This window comes from Gracilibacillus sp. YIM 98692, from assembly GCF_010993965.1.
GTDB lineage: Bacteria > Bacillota > Bacilli > Bacillales > Amphibacillaceae > Gracilibacillus.
The window spans coordinates 194607-218519 of the sequence record NZ_WIXM01000002.1; the positions used below are offsets into that span (position 1 = coordinate 194607).

Annotated in this window: 22 protein-coding genes; 14 read left to right on the plus strand and 8 right to left on the minus strand. The window is 35.6% G+C overall.

All coding sequences use genetic code 11. The features are described from left to right. Nucleotides 1–7 precede the first annotated feature (7 nt). Both GHD00_RS03145 and GHD00_RS03150 read right to left on the minus strand, forming a co-directional pair. A complete protein-coding gene (locus GHD00_RS03145) occupies nt 8–1138 on the minus strand; it encodes a S1C family serine protease (protein ID WP_163536653.1) in 1131 nt (376 codons plus the stop codon). Nucleotides 1139–1152: 14 nt separating this feature from the next. Further along, the gene (locus GHD00_RS03150; RefSeq protein ID WP_481810373.1) at nt 1153–2424 is read right to left on the minus strand and encodes a zinc-ribbon domain-containing protein; all 1272 of its coding nucleotides are present in this window, start codon (nt 2422–2424) and stop codon (nt 1153–1155) included. A gap of 413 nt (nt 2425–2837) precedes the next feature. Here GHD00_RS03150 and GHD00_RS03155 point away from each other — a divergent pair, with 413 nt between their 5' ends. Next, on the plus strand, nt 2838–3023 hold the full coding sequence (locus GHD00_RS03155; protein ID WP_163536655.1) for an aspartyl-phosphate phosphatase Spo0E family protein: 186 nt from the start codon (nt 2838–2840) through the stop codon (nt 3021–3023). Between the two features lie 280 nt (nt 3024–3303). Here the strand turns inward: GHD00_RS03155 and GHD00_RS03160 are convergent, their stop codons facing one another. Next, the gene (locus tag GHD00_RS03160; RefSeq protein WP_163536656.1) at nt 3304–4455 is read right to left on the minus strand and encodes an aminotransferase A; all 1152 of its coding nucleotides are present in this window, start codon (nt 4453–4455) and stop codon (nt 3304–3306) included. Nucleotides 4456–4575: 120 nt separating this feature from the next. Here GHD00_RS03160 and GHD00_RS03165 point away from each other — a divergent pair, with 120 nt between their 5' ends. Continuing rightward, nucleotides 4576–4905, plus strand: a complete 330-nt coding sequence (locus tag GHD00_RS03165; protein WP_163536657.1) for a hypothetical protein — start codon at nt 4576–4578, stop codon at nt 4903–4905. Between the two features lie 44 nt (nt 4906–4949). Here the strand turns inward: GHD00_RS03165 and GHD00_RS03170 are convergent, their stop codons facing one another. Further along, entirely contained in the window at nt 4950–5516 is a 567-nt protein-coding gene (locus tag GHD00_RS03170) for an SCO family protein (RefSeq protein WP_163536658.1), read from the minus strand. 9 nt (nt 5517–5525) lie between these two features. After that, nucleotides 5526–6383, minus strand: coding sequence for a metallophosphoesterase (locus GHD00_RS03175; RefSeq protein WP_163536659.1), 858 nt, complete (start codon nt 6381–6383; stop codon nt 5526–5528). A gap of 162 nt (nt 6384–6545) precedes the next feature. Here GHD00_RS03175 and cbpB point away from each other — a divergent pair, with 162 nt between their 5' ends. From cbpB to GHD00_RS03205, 6 genes are all read left to right on the plus strand, one after another. After that, nucleotides 6546–6983 carry a cyclic-di-AMP-binding protein CbpB gene (cbpB, locus tag GHD00_RS03180; RefSeq protein ID WP_163536660.1) on the plus strand — a complete coding sequence of 146 codons (438 nt, stop codon included), beginning with the start codon at nt 6546–6548 and terminating at the stop codon, nt 6981–6983. Nucleotides 6984–7058: 75 nt separating this feature from the next. Continuing rightward, entirely contained in the window at nt 7059–7778 is a 720-nt protein-coding gene (gene dapD, locus GHD00_RS03185; protein ID WP_163536661.1) for a 2,3,4,5-tetrahydropyridine-2,6-dicarboxylate N-acetyltransferase, read from the plus strand. A 256-nt stretch (nt 7779–8034) separates the two neighbouring features. Then, on the plus strand, nt 8035–9153 hold the full coding sequence (locus tag GHD00_RS03190; RefSeq protein ID WP_163536662.1) for an N-acetyldiaminopimelate deacetylase: 1119 nt from the start codon (nt 8035–8037) through the stop codon (nt 9151–9153). A gap of 185 nt (nt 9154–9338) precedes the next feature. Further along, nucleotides 9339–11090 (plus strand): ABC transporter ATP-binding protein, encoded by a 1752-nt coding sequence (locus GHD00_RS03195; RefSeq protein WP_163536663.1) that lies wholly within the window; start codon nt 9339–9341, stop codon nt 11088–11090. 15 nt (nt 11091–11105) lie between these two features. Further along, on the plus strand, nt 11106–12944 hold the full coding sequence (locus GHD00_RS03200; protein ID WP_163536664.1) for an ABC transporter ATP-binding protein: 1839 nt from the start codon (nt 11106–11108) through the stop codon (nt 12942–12944). A 102-nt stretch (nt 12945–13046) separates the two neighbouring features. Next, nucleotides 13047–13718, plus strand: a complete 672-nt coding sequence (locus GHD00_RS03205) for a potassium channel family protein (protein WP_163536665.1) — start codon at nt 13047–13049, stop codon at nt 13716–13718. A gap of 40 nt (nt 13719–13758) precedes the next feature. On the opposite strand, the gene rnjA is transcribed toward GHD00_RS03205, so the two are convergent. The 3 genes from rnjA to def all read right to left on the minus strand — a co-directional run bounded on the left by rnjA (nt 13759) and on the right by def (nt 16795). Then, nucleotides 13759–15426, minus strand: a complete 1668-nt coding sequence (gene rnjA / locus GHD00_RS03210) for a ribonuclease J1 (protein ID WP_163536666.1) — start codon at nt 15424–15426, stop codon at nt 13759–13761. Between the two features lie 2 nt (nt 15427–15428). Further along, entirely contained in the window at nt 15429–15638 is a 210-nt protein-coding gene (locus GHD00_RS03215; protein ID WP_163536667.1) for a DNA-dependent RNA polymerase subunit epsilon, read from the minus strand. Between the two features lie 602 nt (nt 15639–16240). After that, nucleotides 16241–16795, minus strand: coding sequence for a peptide deformylase (gene def, locus GHD00_RS03220; RefSeq protein ID WP_163536668.1), 555 nt, complete (start codon nt 16793–16795; stop codon nt 16241–16243). Nucleotides 16796–17050: 255 nt separating this feature from the next. On the opposite strand from def, the gene GHD00_RS03225 reads away from it, so the two are divergent. The 6 genes from GHD00_RS03225 (at nt 17051) to GHD00_RS03250 (ending at nt 23884) form a co-directional block, all read left to right on the plus strand. Next, nucleotides 17051–17695 carry a YkyA family protein gene (locus tag GHD00_RS03225; RefSeq protein ID WP_163536669.1) on the plus strand — a complete coding sequence of 215 codons (645 nt, stop codon included), beginning with the start codon at nt 17051–17053 and terminating at the stop codon, nt 17693–17695. A gap of 393 nt (nt 17696–18088) precedes the next feature. Then, a complete protein-coding gene (gene pdhA / locus GHD00_RS03230) occupies nt 18089–19171 on the plus strand; it encodes a pyruvate dehydrogenase (acetyl-transferring) E1 component subunit alpha (RefSeq protein ID WP_163536670.1) in 1083 nt (360 codons plus the stop codon). A 3-nt stretch (nt 19172–19174) separates the two neighbouring features. Next, entirely contained in the window at nt 19175–20152 is a 978-nt protein-coding gene (locus GHD00_RS03235) for an alpha-ketoacid dehydrogenase subunit beta (protein ID WP_163536671.1), read from the plus strand. Nucleotides 20153–20182: 30 nt separating this feature from the next. Further along, complete coding sequence (locus tag GHD00_RS03240; protein WP_163536672.1) at nt 20183–21481, plus strand: dihydrolipoamide acetyltransferase family protein; 1299 nt, start codon at nt 20183–20185, stop codon at nt 21479–21481. Between the two features lie 3 nt (nt 21482–21484). Then, nucleotides 21485–22894, plus strand: a complete 1410-nt coding sequence (gene lpdA, locus GHD00_RS03245) for a dihydrolipoyl dehydrogenase (protein ID WP_163536673.1) — start codon at nt 21485–21487, stop codon at nt 22892–22894. A 75-nt stretch (nt 22895–22969) separates the two neighbouring features. Then, the gene (locus GHD00_RS03250; RefSeq protein ID WP_346427601.1) at nt 22970–23884 is read left to right on the plus strand and encodes a polysaccharide deacetylase family protein; all 915 of its coding nucleotides are present in this window, start codon (nt 22970–22972) and stop codon (nt 23882–23884) included. Nucleotides 23885–23913: the final 29 nt, after the last annotated feature.

Below are 23913 nucleotides of genomic sequence, written 5' to 3' on the forward strand. Positions count from 1 at the left end.
TCCTTTCTTACGAGTTTAATAACGTAAAATCTAATATTTTTACTTGGTCATTCTCATATCCAATGGTTAATTTATACACCCAATCATTATCTACTTCATGGTGGGATTGACTACGAGAAGTGGCCAGTAATGATACTTTTGCCGATATTTCTTGCTCTTTCTCATTTTGAAGGTTAACGTCTTGTATCGTTAATTCCACAATCTTAGTGAATGTATCACGAAACTCCGCATAACTTAACTCAGATTGTAAGGAACTTCCTAGTAATGTATAAGCATTAATATAATCTCTAATAGAAATACTTTCGAAAAAATATTCTGCTATGTAATCAGCATCTTCTTCCAAACTTTTTGTTTGTAAGTTTTGATCTGTGGGTGAGGCGTAAACTAACTGCTTGCCCTTACTTTTTTCAATCCACTGGTCTATTCGTTCACGGATATCATTAGTTAAAGGAATGCTAAAACCGATATCTGTGTCAGATATGCCAGCTGCATTTATTCCAACCACGTTTCCTTCTGTTCGAGAAATTAAAGGACCACCACTATTGCCATGAGTAATATTTGCGGAAATTTGATAAACATTCTCGTATTGATAATCATTTACAGAAAAAGAGCGATCTGTTCCAACTATAAGTCCTAAGGATACAGCATTTTGTATACCTAGAGGGCTGCCAACTGCAATGACTTCCTTGCCAATATCTATGTTCTCTTCCAAGCTGATTTCTAATGGTTCAACATCCCCGATATCTGGCACTCGAATTAATGCGATATCTGTATTATCTCCAATTCCAACAACTGCAGCCGGATATTGTCTAGCATTAGCAAATTTTACTGTTATATAATCTGCATCTTTAATCACATGAGCATTTGTGATAATGTCACCGTTATGATTATAAAGAAAGCCTGATCCGTTTTTGGTAGTAAATTCGTTAGTTGCTTCTATTTGAACCACCGCTTTTTGCGCATGATGAATAATAGATTGGAGATCAAGCTCAGCATAATTCCCAGTACTATCATCTACAAAATAATCTTCTACATGTAAATCAGTGGTATGCCAATTTCGTACTATGAAACTAATATAAAGAACAGTAATGATGGAAATCAGTACTGTTACTGTAATCGCCCATTTATTTGCTTTCATCTTGAATCCTCCAATTATTCATCTAAATACCAAGTGACCTCATCCACTTTTATGGTCAATCTGTCATAATCCTCTTCTATATCAAAATGTGTGAACTCAAAATCGCCAGATTCTTCAGGGTACAGTGTCTCAGGTATTGCATATACCTCATTTGATAGAATAGCTTCTTCTTCATCTGTTATTATAGTATAACTGATCAAGACAGAGTGAACAGGCACTGTTGCGACGCTTTTTAATTTTCCTGAAACAATAATTTGGTCATTGTTTTTCTCAATATTTGTGTCCTTTAATTCAATTGCATCACTTTGATTGACTTCTCTTTCTTTTTCAGCTGTTGACAATGCTTGTTCAATTCGTTTTTCCTGAGCTGTTTCAAAAGCAACTTTTTCTTTTTGTATAGTTGTTTTTAAGTTTTGTAAAGGTTCAGAGTCTTCTACATAGGAGAGTCCATCCTCCACCACTGTTTGAGCTGAGCTGAATTGATGGTCGTCTAACAGTTGTTTTGCTTCTTGGTATACATAACTAACTAATTTGTCCCGAATTTGATTAGAAATCTCGTTAGCTCGTTCATGTGAAATATCTTCAATTTCCCAAATTAAACCTTTCAATTCATCTGGTTTAGGGTTGTTGTTTAATTGATAGCTGATTTGTTGAATAGAAGTTTCATTTTTAAGTGCTGTTACTTGATCTTGAAGTTGCTCAATGAGTGGGCCATTATAATTTTGTATCTCATCCTCTACTTGATTAATCTTATCAAACGATTTCGTGAAAGCTTGTTCTTCATTGAATTTTTCTACTTCCCCAAGTGCTTCATTAATATGAAATGTTTTATCGAGAAATTCACTTGCTGTAGCAGCCTCTGGAAAATTGGTTTTGTGGCGAAGGGCCGCATTAATTAGTTGCTTAGCTTGCTCGTAATCACCAACCAATGCCATTTCTTTTGCTTCGTGATATAAAGATAGCGCTTCTTTGCTTTTTTGATTATAGTAATATTGGGTGGAGGATATAATGATAATACTAAACAATAAAGCTGCTAAAGGGAGTATCCACCATTTTTGCTTTTTTTTATTGGAGAATTGTCTTTCATGTATATCGACAGGCAATTTATGCCCGCAAGACACACAAAATACTTCATTTGATTCAACTCTATTTCCACATTGTGGGCAAAAAGACAATGAAAACACTCGCTTTCTATTTTTCAAATATGCTATGATTATTATAACACGAAAATTACTACATAAGATGTTGTTTATTATACAATATAAGGTATAATAAAGAAAAAGCATGTTCGAAATGAGAGGTGACTAGCATGAGTATAGTATTTGGTATCCTTTGCTTTATCGTGTTAATTGGATTAATTGGATTTAGTGTGTTTGACAGAGTGTAGGGAAAAAACTCAAAAGGAGTGTTAAACTCCTTTTGTTGCACTTTTAACATCTTAAGACCTCTTATTTCTTCTTGTAAGATCATCTAAATCTTCTCCTTGATTACACTCACTTGTCATTTCAATATGATACATAAAAATAAAAAATGTCGAATTGCAAAGGTTGTATTTATCAAATTATGCTATACTTTGTCTAGTTTTGCGCAACCCTTTACATCATGTTTTTTTTTTGGGATAATCAATAACGCTTACTGTAAAAAAGATGAAGTATATTATTTCATATTGATATTTGGAATTTGGGAGGTAACTCGGTATATGACATTAGATCCGACTAATTTAATGATCAAAATTGAACAATTAAGAAAAGAGATGACCGATGTTGCCTTAGAAAAAGGGATGACAAGTGAAGAATCTCTTCATATAAGCCAGGAGTTAGACGATTTATTAAATGTATATCAACAATATAAACAAGAAAAAGGCAATAATATGGAGTATAAATAAAAGAAGGGAAAGCTTTAAGTAGCATTCCCTTCTTTTTTTACTATAGGAAAGCATAATTTGTCAGCAAGCAATCTCGACGTAGTTGACAATTTTAGGAATATAGATAAGGACAATTACGTCTCTAACTTCGCCAAAGGCTCGTCAACCGACGAGTTTTCTTTATAAGATAAGAAAGCATAAAAATTTACGCTCCGCTGTCTAGCTCCAGCGCCTACCCCCTCGACTTAAGCATGTCGGGGGTGACCAAGGCGCTTGCGCTTTTCTTATCTTAATAGAAGTTTTATTTATTAAGATATTTCTCTATTCTATCTAGTCCTTTTGCGAGAGTGTCTATATCATATGCATAAGAAAGGCGTAAAAATCCTTCTCCATACTTGGAAAATGCACTGCCGGGAACGAGTGCCACTTTTGCTTCCTTCACCAAGTCTAAAGCTATGTCAAATGAGTCTTTTTGCAAGTGGCTGATATTGATAAAAAAGTAAAATCCGCCATCAGGTAGGTATGGATTTAAATTCATCTCCGAAAGCCTGCGGTATACAAAATCCCTCCGTTCCCTATAAGCTTCTTTCATCACAATAGAATCGTTCTCACCGTTTTTTATTGCCTCTAATGCTGCATACTGACTAATCGAACTAGCACATGAAACATTATACTGGTGGACTTTAATCATATGCCTTGTTAACCATTTAGGTGCCATTAAAAAGCCAATCCGAAATCCTGTCATCGAATGTGATTTGGAGACACCATTAATAATAATAATATGATCCTTAACCTGTTCAAATTGACCAGCTGAGATGTGCTTCTCTTTATACACTAACTCGCTATAAATTTCGTCCGCAATAAGAAAGATATTTTTATCTTTCACTAAATTAGTTATTTCATGGAGCTCACTCTCTGTTAGAGATACTCCAGTTGGGTTAGAAGGATAAGGCATTAGAATACATTTGGTTCGGTCTGTTATAGCTGATTTGATTAGTTCTTTTGTTAGCTTAAAATGATTATCTCTTGTATCAATAAAAACAGGTTTTCCTCCAGCCAATTTAATTAAAGGCTCATAACCTGGATAAACAGGGCCTGGTAAAATGACTTCATCCCCTTCATTAATAATCGTTCTTAATGCTACATCAATAGCTTGAGAGGCGCCAACCGTAACTAGGATTTCGTTTTCTGGATTGTAATGAACATGATATTTCTTGTACATAAAATCTGAGATGGCTCTGCGCAATTCTATAATCCCCGCGTTATGTGTGTAAGCAGTCTTATTTTCGTGTAGAGCTTTAGCAGCACAATCTTTAATATGATCAGGCGTAGGGAAATCAGGTTGTCCTATGGTTAAGGATAGAACATCCGACTCACCGGAAACTAGATTAAAAAATTTTCGTATCCCTGATATTTCTATTTGTTTGACTTGTTGGTTTATAAGATGTTCCAAAGTAAACCTCCTAATATTCATTATAAAAAACTATCAAATTGACCATAATGGTGTTAAAAGCATTTACATTAATAAAGCTAGGCATATTTTATCATAAATAGTATAGATAGGGGGAGAGAAATGATAGAGCGAGTATGGAAAGAAATAGTACGCATTAGCGATGTCATGTTGTTAACAATGCAAGGAGAAATTGTATATATGTTAACAGTCATGCTATTGTTAATTGGTTGTTATATGATGATTTACCCTATTATTCATCTGCTTATCATGCTGGAATGGAAAATGTTTTTAAGCTATTTATTGTCAGTAGGATTCGTATTTATCATCGCGTCACAAATTTCTGGATTAAGTATTTCATCATTTTTTGTTATGGCTATTGTATTATTCGCTATTTGTATTTGTTTAAGTAGAAGTATCACATTAATTAGGCGGTTTTTAAGAAGAACGTGAATGAATTGTAAAAAAAAAGGCGGGGAATATCCCCGCCAAAAAACTTAATTCATTGATTGAATATCTTCTACAATCTGGGTCATAGAATCCGCTTCTGTACCATTATAGCCTTTAATCGCATTACCATTAGGAGATACTAAATAAAAAGTGGTTGCATGGATAACTTGATCCGAATTTTTAGGGTTTTTTACAAGAGCTTTAAAGGATTTTTCTGCAAATGTTTTGATCTCTTCATCTGAATACCCTGTTAATAAATTCCAATTACCAAAAGTACCACCACGATCCGCAGCATATTGCTTTAAAATTTCTGGAGTGTCATTGCTCGGATCCACAGAAAAGGAAACCAGTTGAGCATCAATGTTGTTTTCGTCTAACATTCGTTGTAAACGAGCCATATTAGCAGTCATAGGAGGACAAACTGTTTCACAATTTGTAAATATGAAATCTGCTATCCAAAAATCTCCTTCCAGCTCTTCTAAAGTAAAGCTTTCACCCTCTTGGTTTATAAATTCAAAATCTTGTACTTCATAGGAAAAGTCTCCTTCGTAGTTCTCTCCACATGCTGCTAAAAAAATAAATAACAATAAGATAACAGTTATTTTACCTTGCATTTTTTCACCTCATTTATTCTTACTACTTAATTGATAAAGGGTAATCTCAGGTTTGCAAAAAAATCGGTATGGCAGCCTTGTGGTGCCAATCCCGCGGCTGACATACAGTTGTAAAGGTTTTTCGCCTATTTGATAGTGCCCTTCCACATATTTTTCAGCTAAATAAGGAGTATAGATATATCCTAGAAAAGGAATCTGTACTTGTCCACCGTGACTATGCCCGGATAACTGTACATCAACAGGGAAATTCTTTATTAAATCAGCATAATCCGGTTCGTGTGAAAGCAAAATGGTGAAAAGGTTTGTATCTCCGTTCTGAATCGCTTTTTCTACATCCGGATTACCTAGCATGACATCGTCAATGCCTGCTAACATTATTCTATCATTATTACTCTTTAGAAGTCTGTGACTATTTCGCAACAATTCAAATCCTGACTGATCAAAAGTTTCTTTTAAAATATCTGTTCCATATCCACCATGGTCATGGTTACCATAGATCCAGTATTTACCGGATTTGGCTTGGATATTACTTAATAGAGAACCAATCCGGGAGTCCCATTCATAAGATTGTGGGTTATCCACTAAATCTCCAGTAAATACAACAATATCTGCTTCAAGATTATTCATCGTTTTAACCAATTCTTTCATTTGTTCTACAGTATAATGAAAACCAATATGAGTATCACTAAACTGTAATATGGTAAACCCTTCAAACCCTTCGGGAATATTACTAGAGTTAATGGTAATTCGATGAATATCAAGCATAGATGGTTCCAATTCTTTTGCGTAATAATAAGTTCCGCCACTTAATCCAAGTAAAGTGACCATGCCACCAATTATTTTTTTTAGAAAAGTCCTACGGTTCATTGGCGATTCCCTCTCACTTACAAACTGTTTTTCCGCTATTATAGCATGAAGCATGAAAAGAATTGAGTAAAAAATGTGGAATCCAGCATAATTATCAAAAATATGTTAAAATAAGCAAGGTGAAAGTTAAAACTCCTTCACCATCTGAAAAGGAGAGTTTCAATGTCTAGTGTTATGAAAAAGACGCTTACAGATCTCAACGTAATGGAATTAATGATTCCAGCTGAAAAAGTAGCTCATGTTCAAGTAGGCAACCCAATTGAACATGCGTTATTAGTATTAGTGGAATCTGGATATTCATCAGTACCAGTCTTAGATATGCATTATAAATATCAAGGAACCATAGGGAAAACACAGATATTAAAAAGTGTGATGGGAATAGAGAGGATTGAAGTAGAGCAGCTTTCTGAAATAAAAGTAGAAGATGTTATGCACCAGGACCATCCAACATTAAAATTAGACACAGATTTCTTGACATGCCTAAAGGTTGTCATTAATCATGCTTTTGCCTGTGTGGTAGATGAAGATGGTTCCTTTGTCGGTATTTTAACAAGAAGAGCTATACTTAAAGAAGTGAATAAATCAATATATGCTTCATAAAGGATAATGCTTGTAAATCAGACCACATTTTTGGTACATTATTAAAAGCAATATTAAAATATGGAGGAACAAAAAATGAAAATGATGGATGCGAAAGAGATTATTTCTTTTATTTCTAATAGTAAAAAATCAACTCCAGTAAAAGTTTATGTTAAAGGAACTAATGTAAGCAAATGGGAGACTGGAGACGATGTTCAAGCGTTCTTAAACGAAGATAATGGAGTAATTTTTGGTGAATGGAAAGCAGTTAGTGCATTGCTTGATACATATAAAGACCAAGTAGAAGATTATGTGGTAGAAAATGACCGCAGAAATTCGGCTATTCCTTTACTTGATTTAAAAGATGTGAATGCTCGTATTGAACCAGGTGCTATTATCCGTGACCAAGTGGAGATCGGTGATGGAGCGGTAATCATGTTTGGTGCAATGATTAATATTGGTTCTGTTATAGGAGAAGGAACTATGATAGATATGAATGCATCATTAGGTGGCCGTGCAACAGTAGGTAAAAACTGTCATATTGGTGCCGGTGCAGTTCTTGCAGGGGTAATTGAGCCACCTTCTGCGCAACCAGTTATTATTGAAGATGGAGTAGTGATTGGTGCAAATGCTGTAGTACTGGAAGGAGTTCGAGTGGGAGAAGGCTCTGTAGTAGCGGCTGGTGCTGTAGTTACAAAAGATGTACCGCCAAACACAGTGGTTGCCGGCACTCCTGCTAAGGTATTAAAAGAAATTGATGATCAAACAAAATCTAAAACAGAGATTATGGAAGCATTGCGTAAATTAGATGATTAAGGTAAAGCAAGACAGGATATCAAATCCTGTCTTGTTTTTAGACTGTATGAATAGGGACTTGAGAGAGCCTCCATCAGTGTGGGGGCATCCCCACTGATGGTTAGCGAAACTTATTAGGGTGCAAGCGTCCGTTTATCTCCCACTTATACTTCTTTCTATATTCTAAATCTTGAAGTGGGGATCTTGCGGACGATTGTTCACCGTGATAAATTAAAATTTATGTCGACAGGAATGTTTGTTAAAAGAGAGGGTAACAATGGATAATCAACAGTTGATCAAGATTAGAAGAGAGCTTCATCAGATCCCGGAATTAGGCTTTCAAGAATATAAAACGCAAAAATATTTATTAAATATAATAGACAAAATGGATCAACGACATATTCATGTAACAACCTGGCATACAGGTATATTTGTTTTTGTGAAAGGGAAAAATCCTTCTAAAACGATTGGATACCGTACGGATATTGATGGATTGCCTATTGTGGAGGAGACTGATTTTTCTTTTTCATCATTACATGAAAAGCATATGCATGCTTGCGGACATGATTTACATATGACCATTGCACTTGGTGCATTAGATGAAATAAGTCGGCAGCCAATTGAAGATAATGTATTATTTATTTTTCAACCAGCTGAAGAAGGACCTGGAGGCGCAAGGCCAATTCTAGAATCTGAAGCATTTCAGCAATGGAACCTAGACTGCATTTTTGCGTTGCACATTGCTCCTGAATTACCAGTAGGCACCGTCTCATCAAGAACAGGAATATTATTTGCTAATACGAGTGAATTATTTTTAGATTTAAAAGGAAAGGGCGGCCATGCAGCTTATCCTCATTTAACAAAGGATATGATTGTTACAGCAAGTTCATTTGTTACTCAAATGCAGCAAATTATTTCTCGTAAATTGGACCCGCTAGATAGTGGAGTGATTACAATAGGGAAGATGACAGCAGGTTCTGTTCAAAACATTATAGCGGAAAAGGCTCGTTTAGAAGGTACAATTCGTACGCTTCAACCAGAGACTATGGAAATTATTAAAGGTGAATTAGAGCGTCTTATAGAAGGATTTCAATACAGTAACGATTGCCAAATTACGGTGGACTATGGAGCTAACTATTATCAAGTTCAAAATGATAAAAAGTATGTAGATCGTTTTAAAGAAATTGTAGAGGCAAATAACATTACATTTATCGAAGCAAATGCAGCCATGACAGGTGAAGATTTTGGTTATTTCTTAAAGGAAATTCCTGGATTCATGTTTTGGTTAGGTGTTGAATCTCCATATGGCTTGCATCACAGCAAACTAAAACCAAAGGAAGAAGCTATAGATGTTGGTGTGAAAGCTGTGACATCAATGATTAAGCATATGGATTAAATTTATAAACAAGTGAATAAAAAGAAAGTTAAATTAAAGTGCCCCTTTTTTAAGGGGTACTTTTTTCTATAAAATGTAAAAAATTATCAAAAAAAAATTTTTAGAAAATAAGTCGAAAAGCTGGAAATTTAATTCGGATACCGTTATATTTATACATACGTAAAAAAACAGGGGGTGCTATCAAGATGGAAACCTTTCAGAAATTGAAAAAATTTTATTGGCCTTTTAAAAAATACTTTTTTGCATCTGTCTTATTTGTTTTACTTGTAACCGCCATCACAGTAGTGTATCCAATCATTTTACAAATTACCATTGATGATGTCGTAACACCAGGCCAATATCAATTAATTCCATACTTGGCTGTAGGCTTTATATTGCTTATGGCTCTGAAAGGTGCTGCAAATTTCTTGCAGCAATACTTAGGTGATCTATTTGGAATAAAATCTGTTTACACTTTGAGGGATGAATTGTACCAAAAATTGCAAAGGCTTTCTTTTGCGTATTATGACAATGCAAGAACAGGCGATTTAATGTCCAGACTGACGATGGATGTGGAAGGATTTCGACACTTCTTGGCAGCTGGTTGCAAAGAACTTATTAAAGTCACATTACTTATTGTGATTAGTTTAAGTGTCATGTTTTATTATTCCGTACCATTAGCTTCTGTAACAATGGCGGCAATGCCGTTTTTAGCTGTGGTAGTCTATAAGTTTGACCGAACCGTTCATCCTGCTTTTCGTACAATCAGGAAGTCTTTAGGACGTCTAAATACGAGAATTCAGGAAAATGTTAGCGGTATGAACACGGTTAAGTCTCTTTCAAAAGAAGACTTTGAAATTGAGCGATTTACAAGCAATAATACCAATTATCGTGAAGTAAACATTCAAACCTCCAATATATGGGCTAGGTTTTTCCCATTAATGGAGTTCATTGGAAATGTATGTATGGTAGCTTTGCTCATTTATGGTGGCTATTTAGTCATTAATGATCAGCTTCAATTAGGTGAGCTTGTTGCTTTCTTTAGTCTTGTGACTTATATATTAGGACCATTAATGCACTTAGGGTTTATTGTCAACATGTTTTCACAAGCAAAAGCTTCTGGCGAAAGGTTGCTAGAAATTTTGGAAGCACATGAAGATGTTAAGGATGAGGATGATCCCATACAGCCAGATACAATGAAAGGGCATGTGACTTTCCATAATGTTACATTAAAATATGTAGATGAAGATGATGCTGCATTAAAGAATATATCGTTTGACGCACCGCCCGGAAAAGTAATCGGATTAATCGGCCCTACTGGTGCAGGTAAGACTAGTATTACACAATTGATTACACGTTTTTATGAGCCTGAAAAAGGAGAAGTATTGCTTGATGGTAAGCCAACTAGTTCATATCCACTAAAGTGGTTGAGGAAACATATCGGCTTTGTGCTTCAGGAGTCTTTCTTATTTTCTACTACGATAAAAGAAAATATTGCCTATGGAAATCCTGATGCTTCCATGGATCAAATCATCGACGCAGCTAAGAGAGCGCAAGCGCATGAATTTATTATGGAAATGCCTAAAGGATATGACACCATGCTAGGAGAAAGAGGAATGGGCTTATCAGGTGGTCAAAAACAACGTATCGCTATAGCAAGAGCTATTTTGATAGATCCGGCTATTTTAATATTAGATGATGCCACTTCTGCAGTGGACATGGAAACAGAATTTAAAATTCAAAAAGCATTAAAGGAAGTAATGGATGGAAGAACAACTTTTATTATTGCACACCGAATCTCTTCGCTAAAACATGCGGATGAAATTTTAGTATTAGAGGAAGGAGAAATTAAAGAAAGAGGTAAACATGAACAGTTAATCCATCAAAACGGATCCTATAAACGCATTTATGACATTCAATATCAGGACCGAGAAGCTGTTATGTCCTCAATACATTAAGAAGGGGGAGTTCAAATGGCTAAATCGATAACTGCTAAAAATATAAAAAAAGAAAGTCCGCACTTAACTAGGTTTTATTATCCATTGGACCGTGCGGTTGAAAAACCTTTTAACTGGAAACAAATGAGTCGATTACTGTATTATTTAAAACCTTATGTTGATAATTTATTGCCAGGTGCAATCATAGCTATGCTTATTTCGACAATTGTTCGTCTTATCGTTCCTATTATAATCGGGAAGATCGCCATAGATGTTGCGATAGCTGAAAAGGACGCTGGGATGCTTACGTATATTATAATTGGAATCTCTGTGCTTTACTTAGTCAGTTATATAGCCAATATGTTTCGTATTAAATGGATTAATATATTAGGTCAAAAAGTGATTTATGACTTAAGACGCACACTATTTTCACATGTTCAAAGGTTATCTCACAACTTCTTTGATAAGCGATCTGCTGGATCTATCTTAGTTCGTATATTAAATGATGTAAACTCATTACAAGAATTGTTTACCAATGGAATTATTAATTTGCTGATGGATATAGTTATGCTATCAGGAATTATTGTGATCTTATTTGCCTTAAATCCAAAATTAGCCTTAGCAGTATTAATTATACTGCCAATAATGTTCTTTATATCCACGAAGTTAAGAAGAAGAATTCGTCGTGCTTGGCAAGATGTACGAATACAAAAGTCCAGACTTAACTCTCATTTAAATGAAAGCATGCAAGGGATTCGGATCACACAATCATTTGCACAGGAAAAAGAGAATACGGAATTCTTTGATGGTGTGAATTCGGATAATTTTGAAAAAGAAAGAAGAGCAATGAAGAAGAGTGCTTATTTTGGGCCGTTTGTTGAAATGAGTAATGCCATTGGGACGGTTATCCTTATTTCATATGGTGCGCACCTTATCATAGCGGATGAGATTCAAATTGGTACATTTGTTTCCTTTGCTTTTTACCTTGGTATGTTCTGGGAACCAATTTCAAGATTAGGTCAAATTTATAATCAACTGTTAGTAGCTATGGCGTCTTCTGAAAGAATATTTGAGTTCTTAGATGAGCAGCCAAATGTTGAAGAAAAGAATAATGCGAAGACTTTTAACAACATGAAAGGGGAAATTGTGTTTGATAAGGTACAATTTTCCTATGATAATGACCGTGTTGCGTTACATGAAATTTCGTTGAAAATGGAACAAGGTCAAACTGTTGCTTTAGTTGGACATACAGGTTCGGGGAAATCGACTATAGCCAATCTTATCAGTCGATTTTATGACCCAACAAAAGGTGCAGTTAAAATCGATGGACATGATTTAAGAGACATGAAACTAGATAGTCTTCGTCAAAATATATCGGTCGTACTGCAAGATACCTTTATTTTCTCAGGAACCATTATGGAAAATATACGCTTTGGAAGACCTGAAGCAACAGATGAAGAAGTAATAGAGGCAGCAAAAGTAGTAGGAGCAGATGATTTTATCAATAGACTGTCAGATGGTTACCATACAGAAGTGGAAGAAAGAGGGAATATATTATCTGCTGGGGAAAGGCAATTATTATCATTTGCAAGAGCTTTATTAGCAGACCCTCGTATTCTTATACTTGATGAAGCGACAGCAAGTATTGATACCGAAACAGAAGTTAAAATTCAAAAAGCTTTACAAAAATTACTGGACGGTCGAACTGCGATCATGATTGCTCACCGATTGTCGACGATTAGAGAATCTGACAACATTATTGTGTTAGAACATGGACGAATTTTAGAACAGGGTAATCATGATGAGCTAATGGAGAAAAAGGGAGAGTACTATGAATTAGTAAAATCACAATTTGAGATGCTTGATGAGCTATAATATAAAAGCGGGGGAATACCCCGTTTTTTATTATTTGCAAGCATTCATATAAAAAGATATGTTAAAATAAGCATTATCTTAATATATTTTGGAGGAGTACGTATGAAACGAGAATTTGCAGTAATTGGCTTAGGAAGGTTTGGTGGAAGCATTTGTCGAGAACTTAGTGCTGATGGCATGGATGTTCTAGCCATAGACTTAGATGAAGAAAAAGTAAATGAATATAAAAACATTGCAGCACATGCAGTTATTGCTGATTCTACAGATGAGAAGGTTTTAAAGGAATTGGGCGTTCGAAACATTGATCATGTCATTGTTGCAATAGGTGATAATATTCAAGCAAGTATCTTAACGACTTTGATGCTAGTAGAACTTGGGATTAAAAAGATAACAGTGAAAGCACAAAATGATTATCATGAAAAAGTGTTAAATAAAATTGGTGCTGACGAGGTAGTCCATCCTGAACGTGATATGGGAAGAAGAATAGCGCATAGTATCATTTCCACTAACATTTTAGATCATTTAGAATTATCCGATGACCATAGTATTGTGGAGGTGAAAGCAGGTAAGAAAATGCAAGGGAAAACACTCATGGATTTAGATATCCGAGCCCAATATGGATGTAACATTGTAGCGATAAAAGAAGCAGATGAAAAAGGAATAAATGTTTCACCGATGGCGACTCAACAGATAGATCAAGACGATATATTAATTGTGATCGGCTCTGATAAAGATATCACAAGATTTGAAAAGCAATTAGTTGTAGAGGATTAATAAAAACCCCAAGTTATTACAATAACTTGGGGTTTTAATGTTAAACTTCCATAATGATTGGCAAAATCATCGGTCTACGTTTTGTTTTGTCATATAAAAATGGTGCGATAGTATCTGTAATTTCATTTTTGATTTCAGACCATTGCGTTGTTCGTCTTTCCATCACTTTATGCAAGTGTTTGGAAACTATTTTTTGTGCTTCATTAATAAGATCTTCAGATTCTCTCATATATACAAAACCTCTGGAGATAATATCTGGTCCTGAAGCGATGTGAAATTCCTTCATATTGATACTAACTACTACAATGACAAGTCCTTCTTCTGAAAGGATTCGTCTATCTCTTAAAACAATATTTCCGATATCTCCAATTCCACTGCCATCGACATAAACGGATCCAGAAGGGATTTTCCCAGCAATGGATGCACTATCTTTACCGAGTGCTAATACTTCGCCATTATCCATAATGAAACTATTTTTAGGGTGAATATCACAGCTCTCAGCTAATTTCACATGCTCAATCAACATTCGATACTCCCCATGAATAGGCATGAAGTATTTTGGTTGAATAAGGCGTAACATTAATTTTTGTTCTTGCTGTCCTCCGTGCCCTGATGTATGAATATCATTTAAAGCACCATGAATGACATCAGCTCCGGCACGGAATAGTTGATTGATAATACGGCTGACACTAATAGTATTCCCAGGGATTGGTGAAGAGGAGAATACAACTGTGTCACCAGGGATTATTTGAATTTGTCGGTGTGTTCCGTTAGCGATCCTAGACAAAGCCGCCATAGGTTCACCTTGAGAGCCTGTGCATAATATCGTTACTTCATTTGCTGGTAATTGATTGATTTGGTGAGCATCAATGAAAGTGTTTTTAGGGGCTTGAATATATCCTAAATCTTGTCCAATTTTAATGGCCCCTTCCATACTCCTTCCAAATACAGCAACTTTACGGTTATGCTTGACGGCTGCTTCTACAACTTGTTGAAGACGATGGATATTGGATGCAAATGTTGCAAATATAAGTCTTCCGTCAACTCTTGAAAAGATGTCATTAATACTATCTCCAACTACTCTTTCGGATAGGGTAAAATCAGGTACTTCACTATTCGTACTATCAGAAAGCAGGCACAAAACACCTTCTTTTCCAATTTCTGCCATTTTTGATAAGTTTGCAGGTTCACCAACTGGTGTAAAATCAAATTTAAAATCCCCTGTATGAACGACGTTGCCAGGCGGGGTTTTGACTACAATCCCATAGGAATCTGGGATACTGTGTGTTGTTCGAAAAAATGAAACAGCTGTTTTTCTAAATTTAATTAAATCATCTTCTTGAAAAGTGTGTAATTTTGCTTTTCTTAAAAGTCCGTGTTCATCCAACTTGTTACGAAGTAGTCCTATAGCTAATTTACCAGCATAGATAGGGACATTAATTTCTCTCAATAGGTAGGGGATGCCACCGATATGATCTTCATGACCATGGGTGATAAACAGCCCCTTGATCTTATCTTGGTTTTGAATCAGATAAGTATAATCGGGAATAACATAATCAATACCTAATAGCTCATCTTCTGGGAATTTAATTCCAGCATCAATTAAAATAATCTCATCTTGAAATTGTACCCCATAAGTGTTTTTCCCGATTTCATCCAATCCTCCCAAAGCAAAGATAGCTGTTTGATCATTTTTGACAAACTTCATAATTAAGCATTCTCCACTTTGAAAGAATCAGATTTTTGTTCATATTCTAAATGCGCCTCAGTTAATAATTGGATGAATTCAATATTTAATTGACGATCTTTTAAATATCTACGGACTTCACGTTCAGAATTTGCTTCCACATATAAACTATGTGTATTTTCTCGTACAGGTATTTCTGTAGGTATTTCCTGATAAAGTACTTTATATATCATTATATCTCTCCTTCGAATATTATTGCTGTTCATATCTCGATTTTATAACCTGCATTTAATGTTTTTATAAGCTTTGAATAGTAGTTGGTACACGCTTTTTTCTTAAAGCATCTCTCCATCGTCTTTTTAATTTTTCTTTCAAACGCTTTAACATGGTAACTTCCAACTCCTTTCTATAGTTATGTATATAGAAAAGAAAAGTAAGTACACAATGAACCGATCCAATCCCTATTACTATATAGTATATTACGATTAAATGAATTTTGAAACAAAAAAGGTAAAGATTCTTGATAATTTTTTATCTGAGCTCTCGTACATTCGTTTTCTGAACAGTTGGTTGACTAGGCGTTTGATACTTTTTCCACTAATAGTTTGAGCCAACTAAAATATACTTATTCATAGAAACGGGGTTATAAGGATGTAGATATTCATATAGATAAAATAGAGAAGAATAAAAGTGGAATGAAAAGTGTATTTCTTGATCTTGAAGGGACTATTTTAAATAAGGGATGTATGTGGTTGATGATTACGATAATAGCTCAATTGGATCTTATTTGTTATGTAAAATTAAAAAAGACAAGGGAACATCCCCTTGTCTTAGTTTATTGATCACATGCTTTTGCGTTTTCAGGCACTTGAAATGGATCTTGCTTATTGATATGGTCATAAAACATAACACCATTTAAATGGTCAATTTCATGTTGGAATACGATAGCGGCAAATCCTTTTAATTTTAATTTTACTTCATTTTCATTCAAATCCAGTGCTTTTACGGTGATTTTTTGGTATCGAGGCACATAGCCAGGTACTTCACGGTCTACTGAAAGGCATCCTTCTCCGCTAGATAAATAGGTCTTAGCAATGGAATGACTGACAATTTTTGGATTGAATAAGCCATAACTATATTCCACCTCATTAAAATCTTGAAAATGAACAGCAATCATCCGCTTAGATAACCCTATTTGAGGTGCTGCCAGTCCAACACCTGCTCTTAGCTGATATTTTTCTGCTATTTCTTCGTCTTGACTATTTTTTAAAAATGTCAGCATTTCTTGCAGTGTTTGTTTATCTTCATCAGATGGAGGGATAGGCACCTCTTTAGCAACTTGTTGTAAAATTGGGTTACCTTCCCTAATGATGTCTTTCATCGTAATCATAAGAACACCTCTCCATTAAATATTGATTATTATACCATAAACAAGAGATAGACAAAATATATTCAGTTTTAACAAATCCACATGACACTCTTTCACTATGGTAAAATTGGAGCCTTTCATCATAAATTCAAGTTTTCTAATAATCATATTTAGCTGTAAAAAAACATAGAATGTTTTAGCAATATATTATATGTACTATATGTTATAATACAACTCACAAATGTGATAGAGACATTTATAGGAGGAACGGAGATTATGATAAAAAAGTTATTATTAGGTTTGATACTTACAACAGTTATAGTTGGATGCAATGGAGAGTCCACAGCCGAAAAAATGTATGAACATTTAGAAGAAACGGTCGAAATGGAGCAGGGATTCTTTGAATTACAAGATCCATATATGGAACTAGAAGAAGAAGAACAAGAAATCTATAATGAAATAATTGAACTTACCGCAGAAGATATGGAAAAAATCGAGTCATTGGCTGCGAATGCCATAGAAAATATTGAAGAAAGAAAATCATTATTAGACGACGAAGAGCAAAGTATACAAGAAGCGGAAGCAGCGTTTGGAGAAGTAAAAAGTTTAGTGGAAGAGCTGGATGAGGAAGCAAAAAGCTTAGCAGAATCGATGATAGATACAATGGAAAATCGATACGAAACCTATTATGAGTTAAATGAAGCTACTCATAACTCTTTGAACGAAGACAAGCAACTGTATCAGATGTTTATGGATGAGGAACTAACGGAAGAAGAATTGCGAGAAAAAATAAATACCATAAATGAATCTTATGATCATGTAATGGAGTTGAATCAACAATTTAATGATTTAACCAATGAATATAATGATTTAAAAGAACAATTCTATAAACAGTCAGACTTAAATGTAGTTTATGAATAAACTCTCGATAACTATCGAGAGTTTTTTTTATTTTCTGAATAGATCAAACTGTATGATACAGATATATAAAGAAAATGAAACAGTTACTACAGTTGTGATATGATAACGCTTTAAATAAAAAATGAAAATGCTAGTTAAAAAAATCTTATTTAATTACTGCAAAGTGTTTGACCAACTTCTATCTATAAGCTAAACTATACATGGATAAAAATTGTACCAATAAAAAGTGTGTTATTTTATGTAACAGTTCGTTATTACAATACTTAGGTTATTTGTTTGTTATAAATGGGTATAGCAATAATAATGAGTTTGGTACAGATTTTTTAATCTTTTGGGAATGCTAATGTTGATAAATTTAAATTAATGGAATGAGAAAGGAAGAGGTGAGTCTTTTTGAAACGTACATTAGAAAATATTGAAAACCAGTTTGAAACGTTTCAAATCTTGGATGAAGAAGGTAAAGTTGTCAATGAAGACGCTATGCCTGAGCTTTCAGATGAAGAATTAAAAGAAATCATGTATCGAATGGTGTATACACGTATCCTTGATCAACGTTCAATTGCACTAAACCGACAAGGGAGATTAGGTTTTTATGCGCCAACAGCTGGTCAAGAAGCATCACAATTAGGTACACATTTTGCGTTGGAAAAAGAAGATTTTATTTTGCCAGGATATCGTGATGTACCACAATTGATCTGGCATGGTCTTCCATTATATCAAGCGTTCTTATTCTCTCGTGGTCATTACCATGGTAATCAGATGCCTGAAGGCGTTAATGCACTGAGCCCTCAAATTATTATTGGTGCACAGATTACACAAGCTGCAGGTGTAGCACTAGGTATGAAGAAACGAGGTAAAAAATCTGTAGCCATTACTTACACTGGTGATGGTGGTACATCTCAAGGTGATTTCTATGAAGGGATTAACTTTGCAGGTGCTTACCAAGCTCCAGCGATTTTTGTTGTACAAAACAACCAATTTGCTATATCCGTTCCTGTTGAAAAACAAACAGCTGCAGATACACTAGCGCAAAAAGCAGTTGCTGCCGGGATTGAAGGGATCCAAGTGGATGGTATGGACGTACTAGCAGTATATGCTGCAACGCAACAAGCTAGAGAGCGTGCTGTTAACGGTGATGGTCCGACTTTAATTGAAACATTAACGTATCGTTATGGACCACACACTATGGCAGGGGACGACCCAACTCGTTATCGTACAGAAGATATGGACAATGAGTGGGAGAAAAAAGACCCAATCGTTCGATTCCGTAAATTCCTAGAAGAAAAAGGGTTATGGTCTGAAGAAGAAGAGAATGAAGTAATCGATAAAGCAAAAGAAGAAATCAAAGCAGCGATTAAGAAAACAGATGAACAACCAAAGCAAAAAGTGACAGATTTAATCGGCAATATGTATGAAGAACTTCCAGCTCACTTGCAGGAACAAATGGAAGAATATAAAGCAAAGGAGTCGAAGTAAATCATGGCTCAAATGACGATGATTCAAGCAATTACTGATGGTTTACGCGTAGAACTTAAGAATGACGAAAATGTTTTAGTATATGGTGAAGATGTCGGTCAAAATGGCGGTGTTTTCCGTGCAACGGAAGGTTTGCAAAAAGAATTTGGAGAAGACCGTGTCTTTGACACACCTTTAGCTGAATCTGGCATTGCAGGTATCTCTATTGGTTTAGCAACACAAGGCTTCCGTCCTGTACCAGAGATTCAATTCTTTGGTTTCGTATATGAGGCGATGGATGCGATTAATGGACAAATGGCTCGCTTGCGTTATCGCTCTGGCAACACACAAACTGCACCAATTACGATTCGTTCTCCTTTTGGTGGTGGTGTACATACACCAGAATTACACGCTGACTCATTAGAAGGTTTAATTGCTCAACAGCCAGGTATGAAAGTTGTTATTCCATCTGGTCCATATGATGCGAAAGGGTTACTTATTTCATCTATTCGAGATAATGACCCAGTAGTATTCTTAGAGCATATGAAATTGTATCGTTCGTTCCGTGAAGAGGTACCAGAAGATGATTATACATTAGATTTAGGGAAAGCTGATATTAAGCGCGAAGGTTCTGATGTTACATTAATCGCTTATGGTGCAATGGTTCATTCTGCACTAAAAGCTGCAGAAGAACTTGAAAAAGACGGTATTCAAGCAGAAGTAATTGATCTTCGCACAGTAATGCCGATTGATTTTGACACTATTATTCAATCAGTTGAAAAAACAAATCGTGTCGTAATGGTACAGGAAGCACAAAGACAAGCAGGTATTGCTTCTTATGTTGTATCACAAATTCAAGAGCGAGCAATTTTACACTTAGAAGCTCCTATCTTAACGGTTGCAGCTCCAGATACAGTATATGCTTTTACACAAGCAGAAGAAGTTTGGCTGCCAAACTATAACGACATTATAGATAAAGCAAATAAAGTCATTAATTTCTAAAAATACAATCAGAGACGGGAGGTCATTTGAATGGCTTTTGAATTTAAATTACCTGATATTGGTGAAGGTATCCATGAAGGTGAAATTGTAAAATGGTTTGCTAAACCAGGTGAAGAAATCAAAGAAGATGATGTACTTTGTGAAGTTCAAAATGACAAAGCAGTCGTTGAAATTCCTTCTCCAGTAGATGGAACGGTTAAGGAAATTCATTTTGACGAAGGTTCTATTGCAACGGTTGGTGAAACAATTATATCGATCGATGCAGAAGGATACGAAGGTGAAGATGATTCAGACGACCAACCTGCAACAGAGGAAAAAGAGGAAGCAAAAGAAGCAGAAGAAAAACCAGCAACAGAAGATACATCTAGCAGTAAAAAGGACGAGCCTGCTGCAAAAGACCCTAACAACCGAGTAATTGCGATGCCTTCTGTTAGAAAATATGCACGTGATAACAATGTGAATATTGCAGAAGTACAAGGTACAGGAAAAAATAATCGTGTATTAAGAGAAGATGTAGATGCCTTCATAAATGGCGATCAGAAAGCAGAAGCACCTGCAGCTAATGCAGCAGATCAGACCGATGCAACTGGCCAAGAAGCACCAGCTGCTCAAAAGCCAGAAGGCGAATTCCCAGAAACTCGTGAGAAGATGAGCGGTATCCGTAAAGCAATTGCTGGTGCAATGGTGAATTCTAAGCATAAAGCACCGCACGTTACACTTCACGATGAAGTAGATGTAACAGAACTAGTTGCTCATCGTAAGAAGTTTAAGCCAATTGCAGCAGAACAAGAAATTAAGTTGACATATTTGCCATATGTAGTGAAATCACTTGTATCTGCATTAAGTAAATATCCAATTTTAAATGCTTCCATTGATGATGATACAGATGAAATCATTCAAAAGCATTATTACAACATTGGAATTGCTGCAGATACTGAAAAAGGCCTATTAGTTCCAGTAGTGAAAAATGCAGATTCTAAATCCATTTTTGCTATTTCACAAGAAATTAATGAACTTGCAGTAAAAGCAAGAGAAGGTAAATTAGCTCCAGATGAAATGAAAGGTGCATCTTGCACTATTTCTAACATTGGATCTGCAGGTGGACAATGGTTTACACCAGTTATTAACTACCCAGAAGCAGCTATCTTAGGTATTGGTCGTATTGCAGAAAAACCAGTTGTAAAAGATGGAGAGATTGTTGTAGCGCCGGTATTAGCATTGTCACTAAGCTTTGATCACAGAATTGTGGATGGTGCAACAGCACAGTTAGCGTTAAATCAAATCAAACGCTTATTAGAAGACCCACAATTAATTATGATGGAGGGGTAAATAATGGTAGTTGGAGATTTTCCTATTGAACTTGATACGCTTGTAGTAGGTGCTGGGCCAGGTGGTTATGTTGCTGCTATTCGAGCTGCACAAACTGGTCAAAAAGTTACGGTTGTAGAAAAAGGTACAGTCGGCGGTGTGTGTCTTAACGTAGGTTGTATTCCATCAAAAGCTCTTATTCAAGCAGGTCATCGTGTAGAACATGCTCATGGGGAAGATGAGATGGGAATAAAAACAGAGAATGTTTCCGTTGATTTTTCTAAAGTACAAGAATGGAAAGGCTCTGTTGTTAAAAAACTTACTGGCGGTGTTGAAGGACTTCTTAAAGGTAATAAAGTAGACATTGTTCAAGGTGAAGTATTCTTCGTGGATAAAAATACAGCAAAAGTAATGGATGAAAAAAATTCTCAAACTTATACTTTTAACAATTGCATTATTGCTACTGGTTCTTCACCAATCGAATTGCCAACATTTAAATATTCCGATAGAGTCCTTGACTCTACTGGCGCACTAAATCTAGATGAAATCCCTGGCAAAATGGTTGTTATCGGTGGTGGGTATATCGGAACTGAGTTAGGTTCTGCATATGCGAACTTTGGAACGGAAGTAACCATTCTAGAAGGTATGGATGATATTCTAGGCGGCTTCGAAAAACAAATGAAGCAACTAGTGAAGAAGAAGTTGAAGAAAAAAGGTGCTAAAATTGTAACAAAAGCAATGGCACAAGGTGTTGAGGAAACAAAAGACGGCGTGAAAGTAACATATGAAGCTAACGGAAAAGAAGAAACAATCGAAGCTGATTATGTGCTTGTAACAGTTGGACGTAAGCCTAATACAGAAGAGTTAGGCATAGAGCAAGTAGGCATCGAAATGGACGACAAGGGTCTAATTAAAATTGACAAACAATGCCGTACGAATATAGATAACATTTATGCAATTGGTGATATTGTAGAAGGACCTCCACTTGCCCATAAAGCTTCTTATGAAGGAAAAATAGCAGCGGAAGCTATTGCAGGTGAAAATGCTGAGATCGATTATCATGCAATTCCTGCAGTTGTATTCTCTGATCCAGAATTAGCTTCTGTTGGATATACAGAAGAAGAAGCGAAAGAAGCAGGTTATGATGTAACAGCATCTAAATTCCCATTTGCGGCAAATGGTCGTGCTCTTTCGTTAAATGACAGCGATGGTTTCATCAATTTAATTACAAGAAAAGAGGACGGTCTACTTATTGGTGGTCAAATTGCAGGTCCAAATGCGAGTGATATGATTGCGGAAATTGGTTTAGCAATTGAAGCAGGTATGACTGCAGAAGACTTAGCGTTAACCATCCATGCCCATCCAACTCTTGGTGAGATTACGATGGAAGCGGCAGAAGTTGCTATGGGTACACCGATTCATATCGTAAAATAAAGTCATGTTAAGTTAGGAGTCTGCATAAATTATGCAGACTCTTTTTTTACCAAGGAACGAGGGGGGCATATAAAGGTGAAAAAATGTTCAATGACTTTAATGGGGATTTTTGTCATTCTTTTATTAGCAGCATGTAATGACAATGAAGAGCCTGATGAGTTGTCGGATCCGTCCAATACGGAACAAGAAGAAGTAAATAATGAGGAAATCACAAATTCAGATGATCACACTGAGGAAGAAATGGATGATGGTGAAGAGGAAGAAGAACAGGCAGATGAGATTGTACAAGAAGAAGAACCTGATCCAGAGCCTGAACCAGAGACGGCTCAACCACTTTATGAGTTAAGTGAATCATGGAATCTCGTTCCATTAAATGATCAGGTAAATGAACAAGTTGTATTACTTACAATTGACGATGGACCTGATGAACATACATTAGAGATGGCAAAAACATTAAAAGAATTAGAAGCGCCGGCAATCTTTTTTGTGAATGGTCATTTTCTTCAAACCGATGAGCAAAAAAATATATTAAAAGAAATTCATGATATGGGTTTTGCCATTGGGAACCACACATATAACCATCAGAGATTATCTGAAGTAGATGAAGATACCCAAAAACAAGAAATCCTTGAACTTAGTGAATTAATTGAAGACATTATTGGAGAAACACCAAAATTCTTTAGGGCTCCTAACGGTGTTAATACCGATTACGCAAAACAGTTTGTAAAAGATCAAGGGATGCTGCTAATGAACTGGACATATGGTTATGATTATTTTGAACCGTATATGGATGCTGAAAAATTAACAGAAGCGATGGTGACAGGTGAGGCTCCAGAAGTGGATGTCAATTATTCTCTCTTAAAACCTGGTGCAAATTTATTAATGCACGACCGAAAGTGGACCTCCGCTGCATTAGAGGATATAGTTAAAGGCCTACGAGAAAAAGGATATAAAATGGCAGACCCGAACACAATTAAACTACCTGAATAAGAGCCTCACGTGATTGCTACAAGGATAGG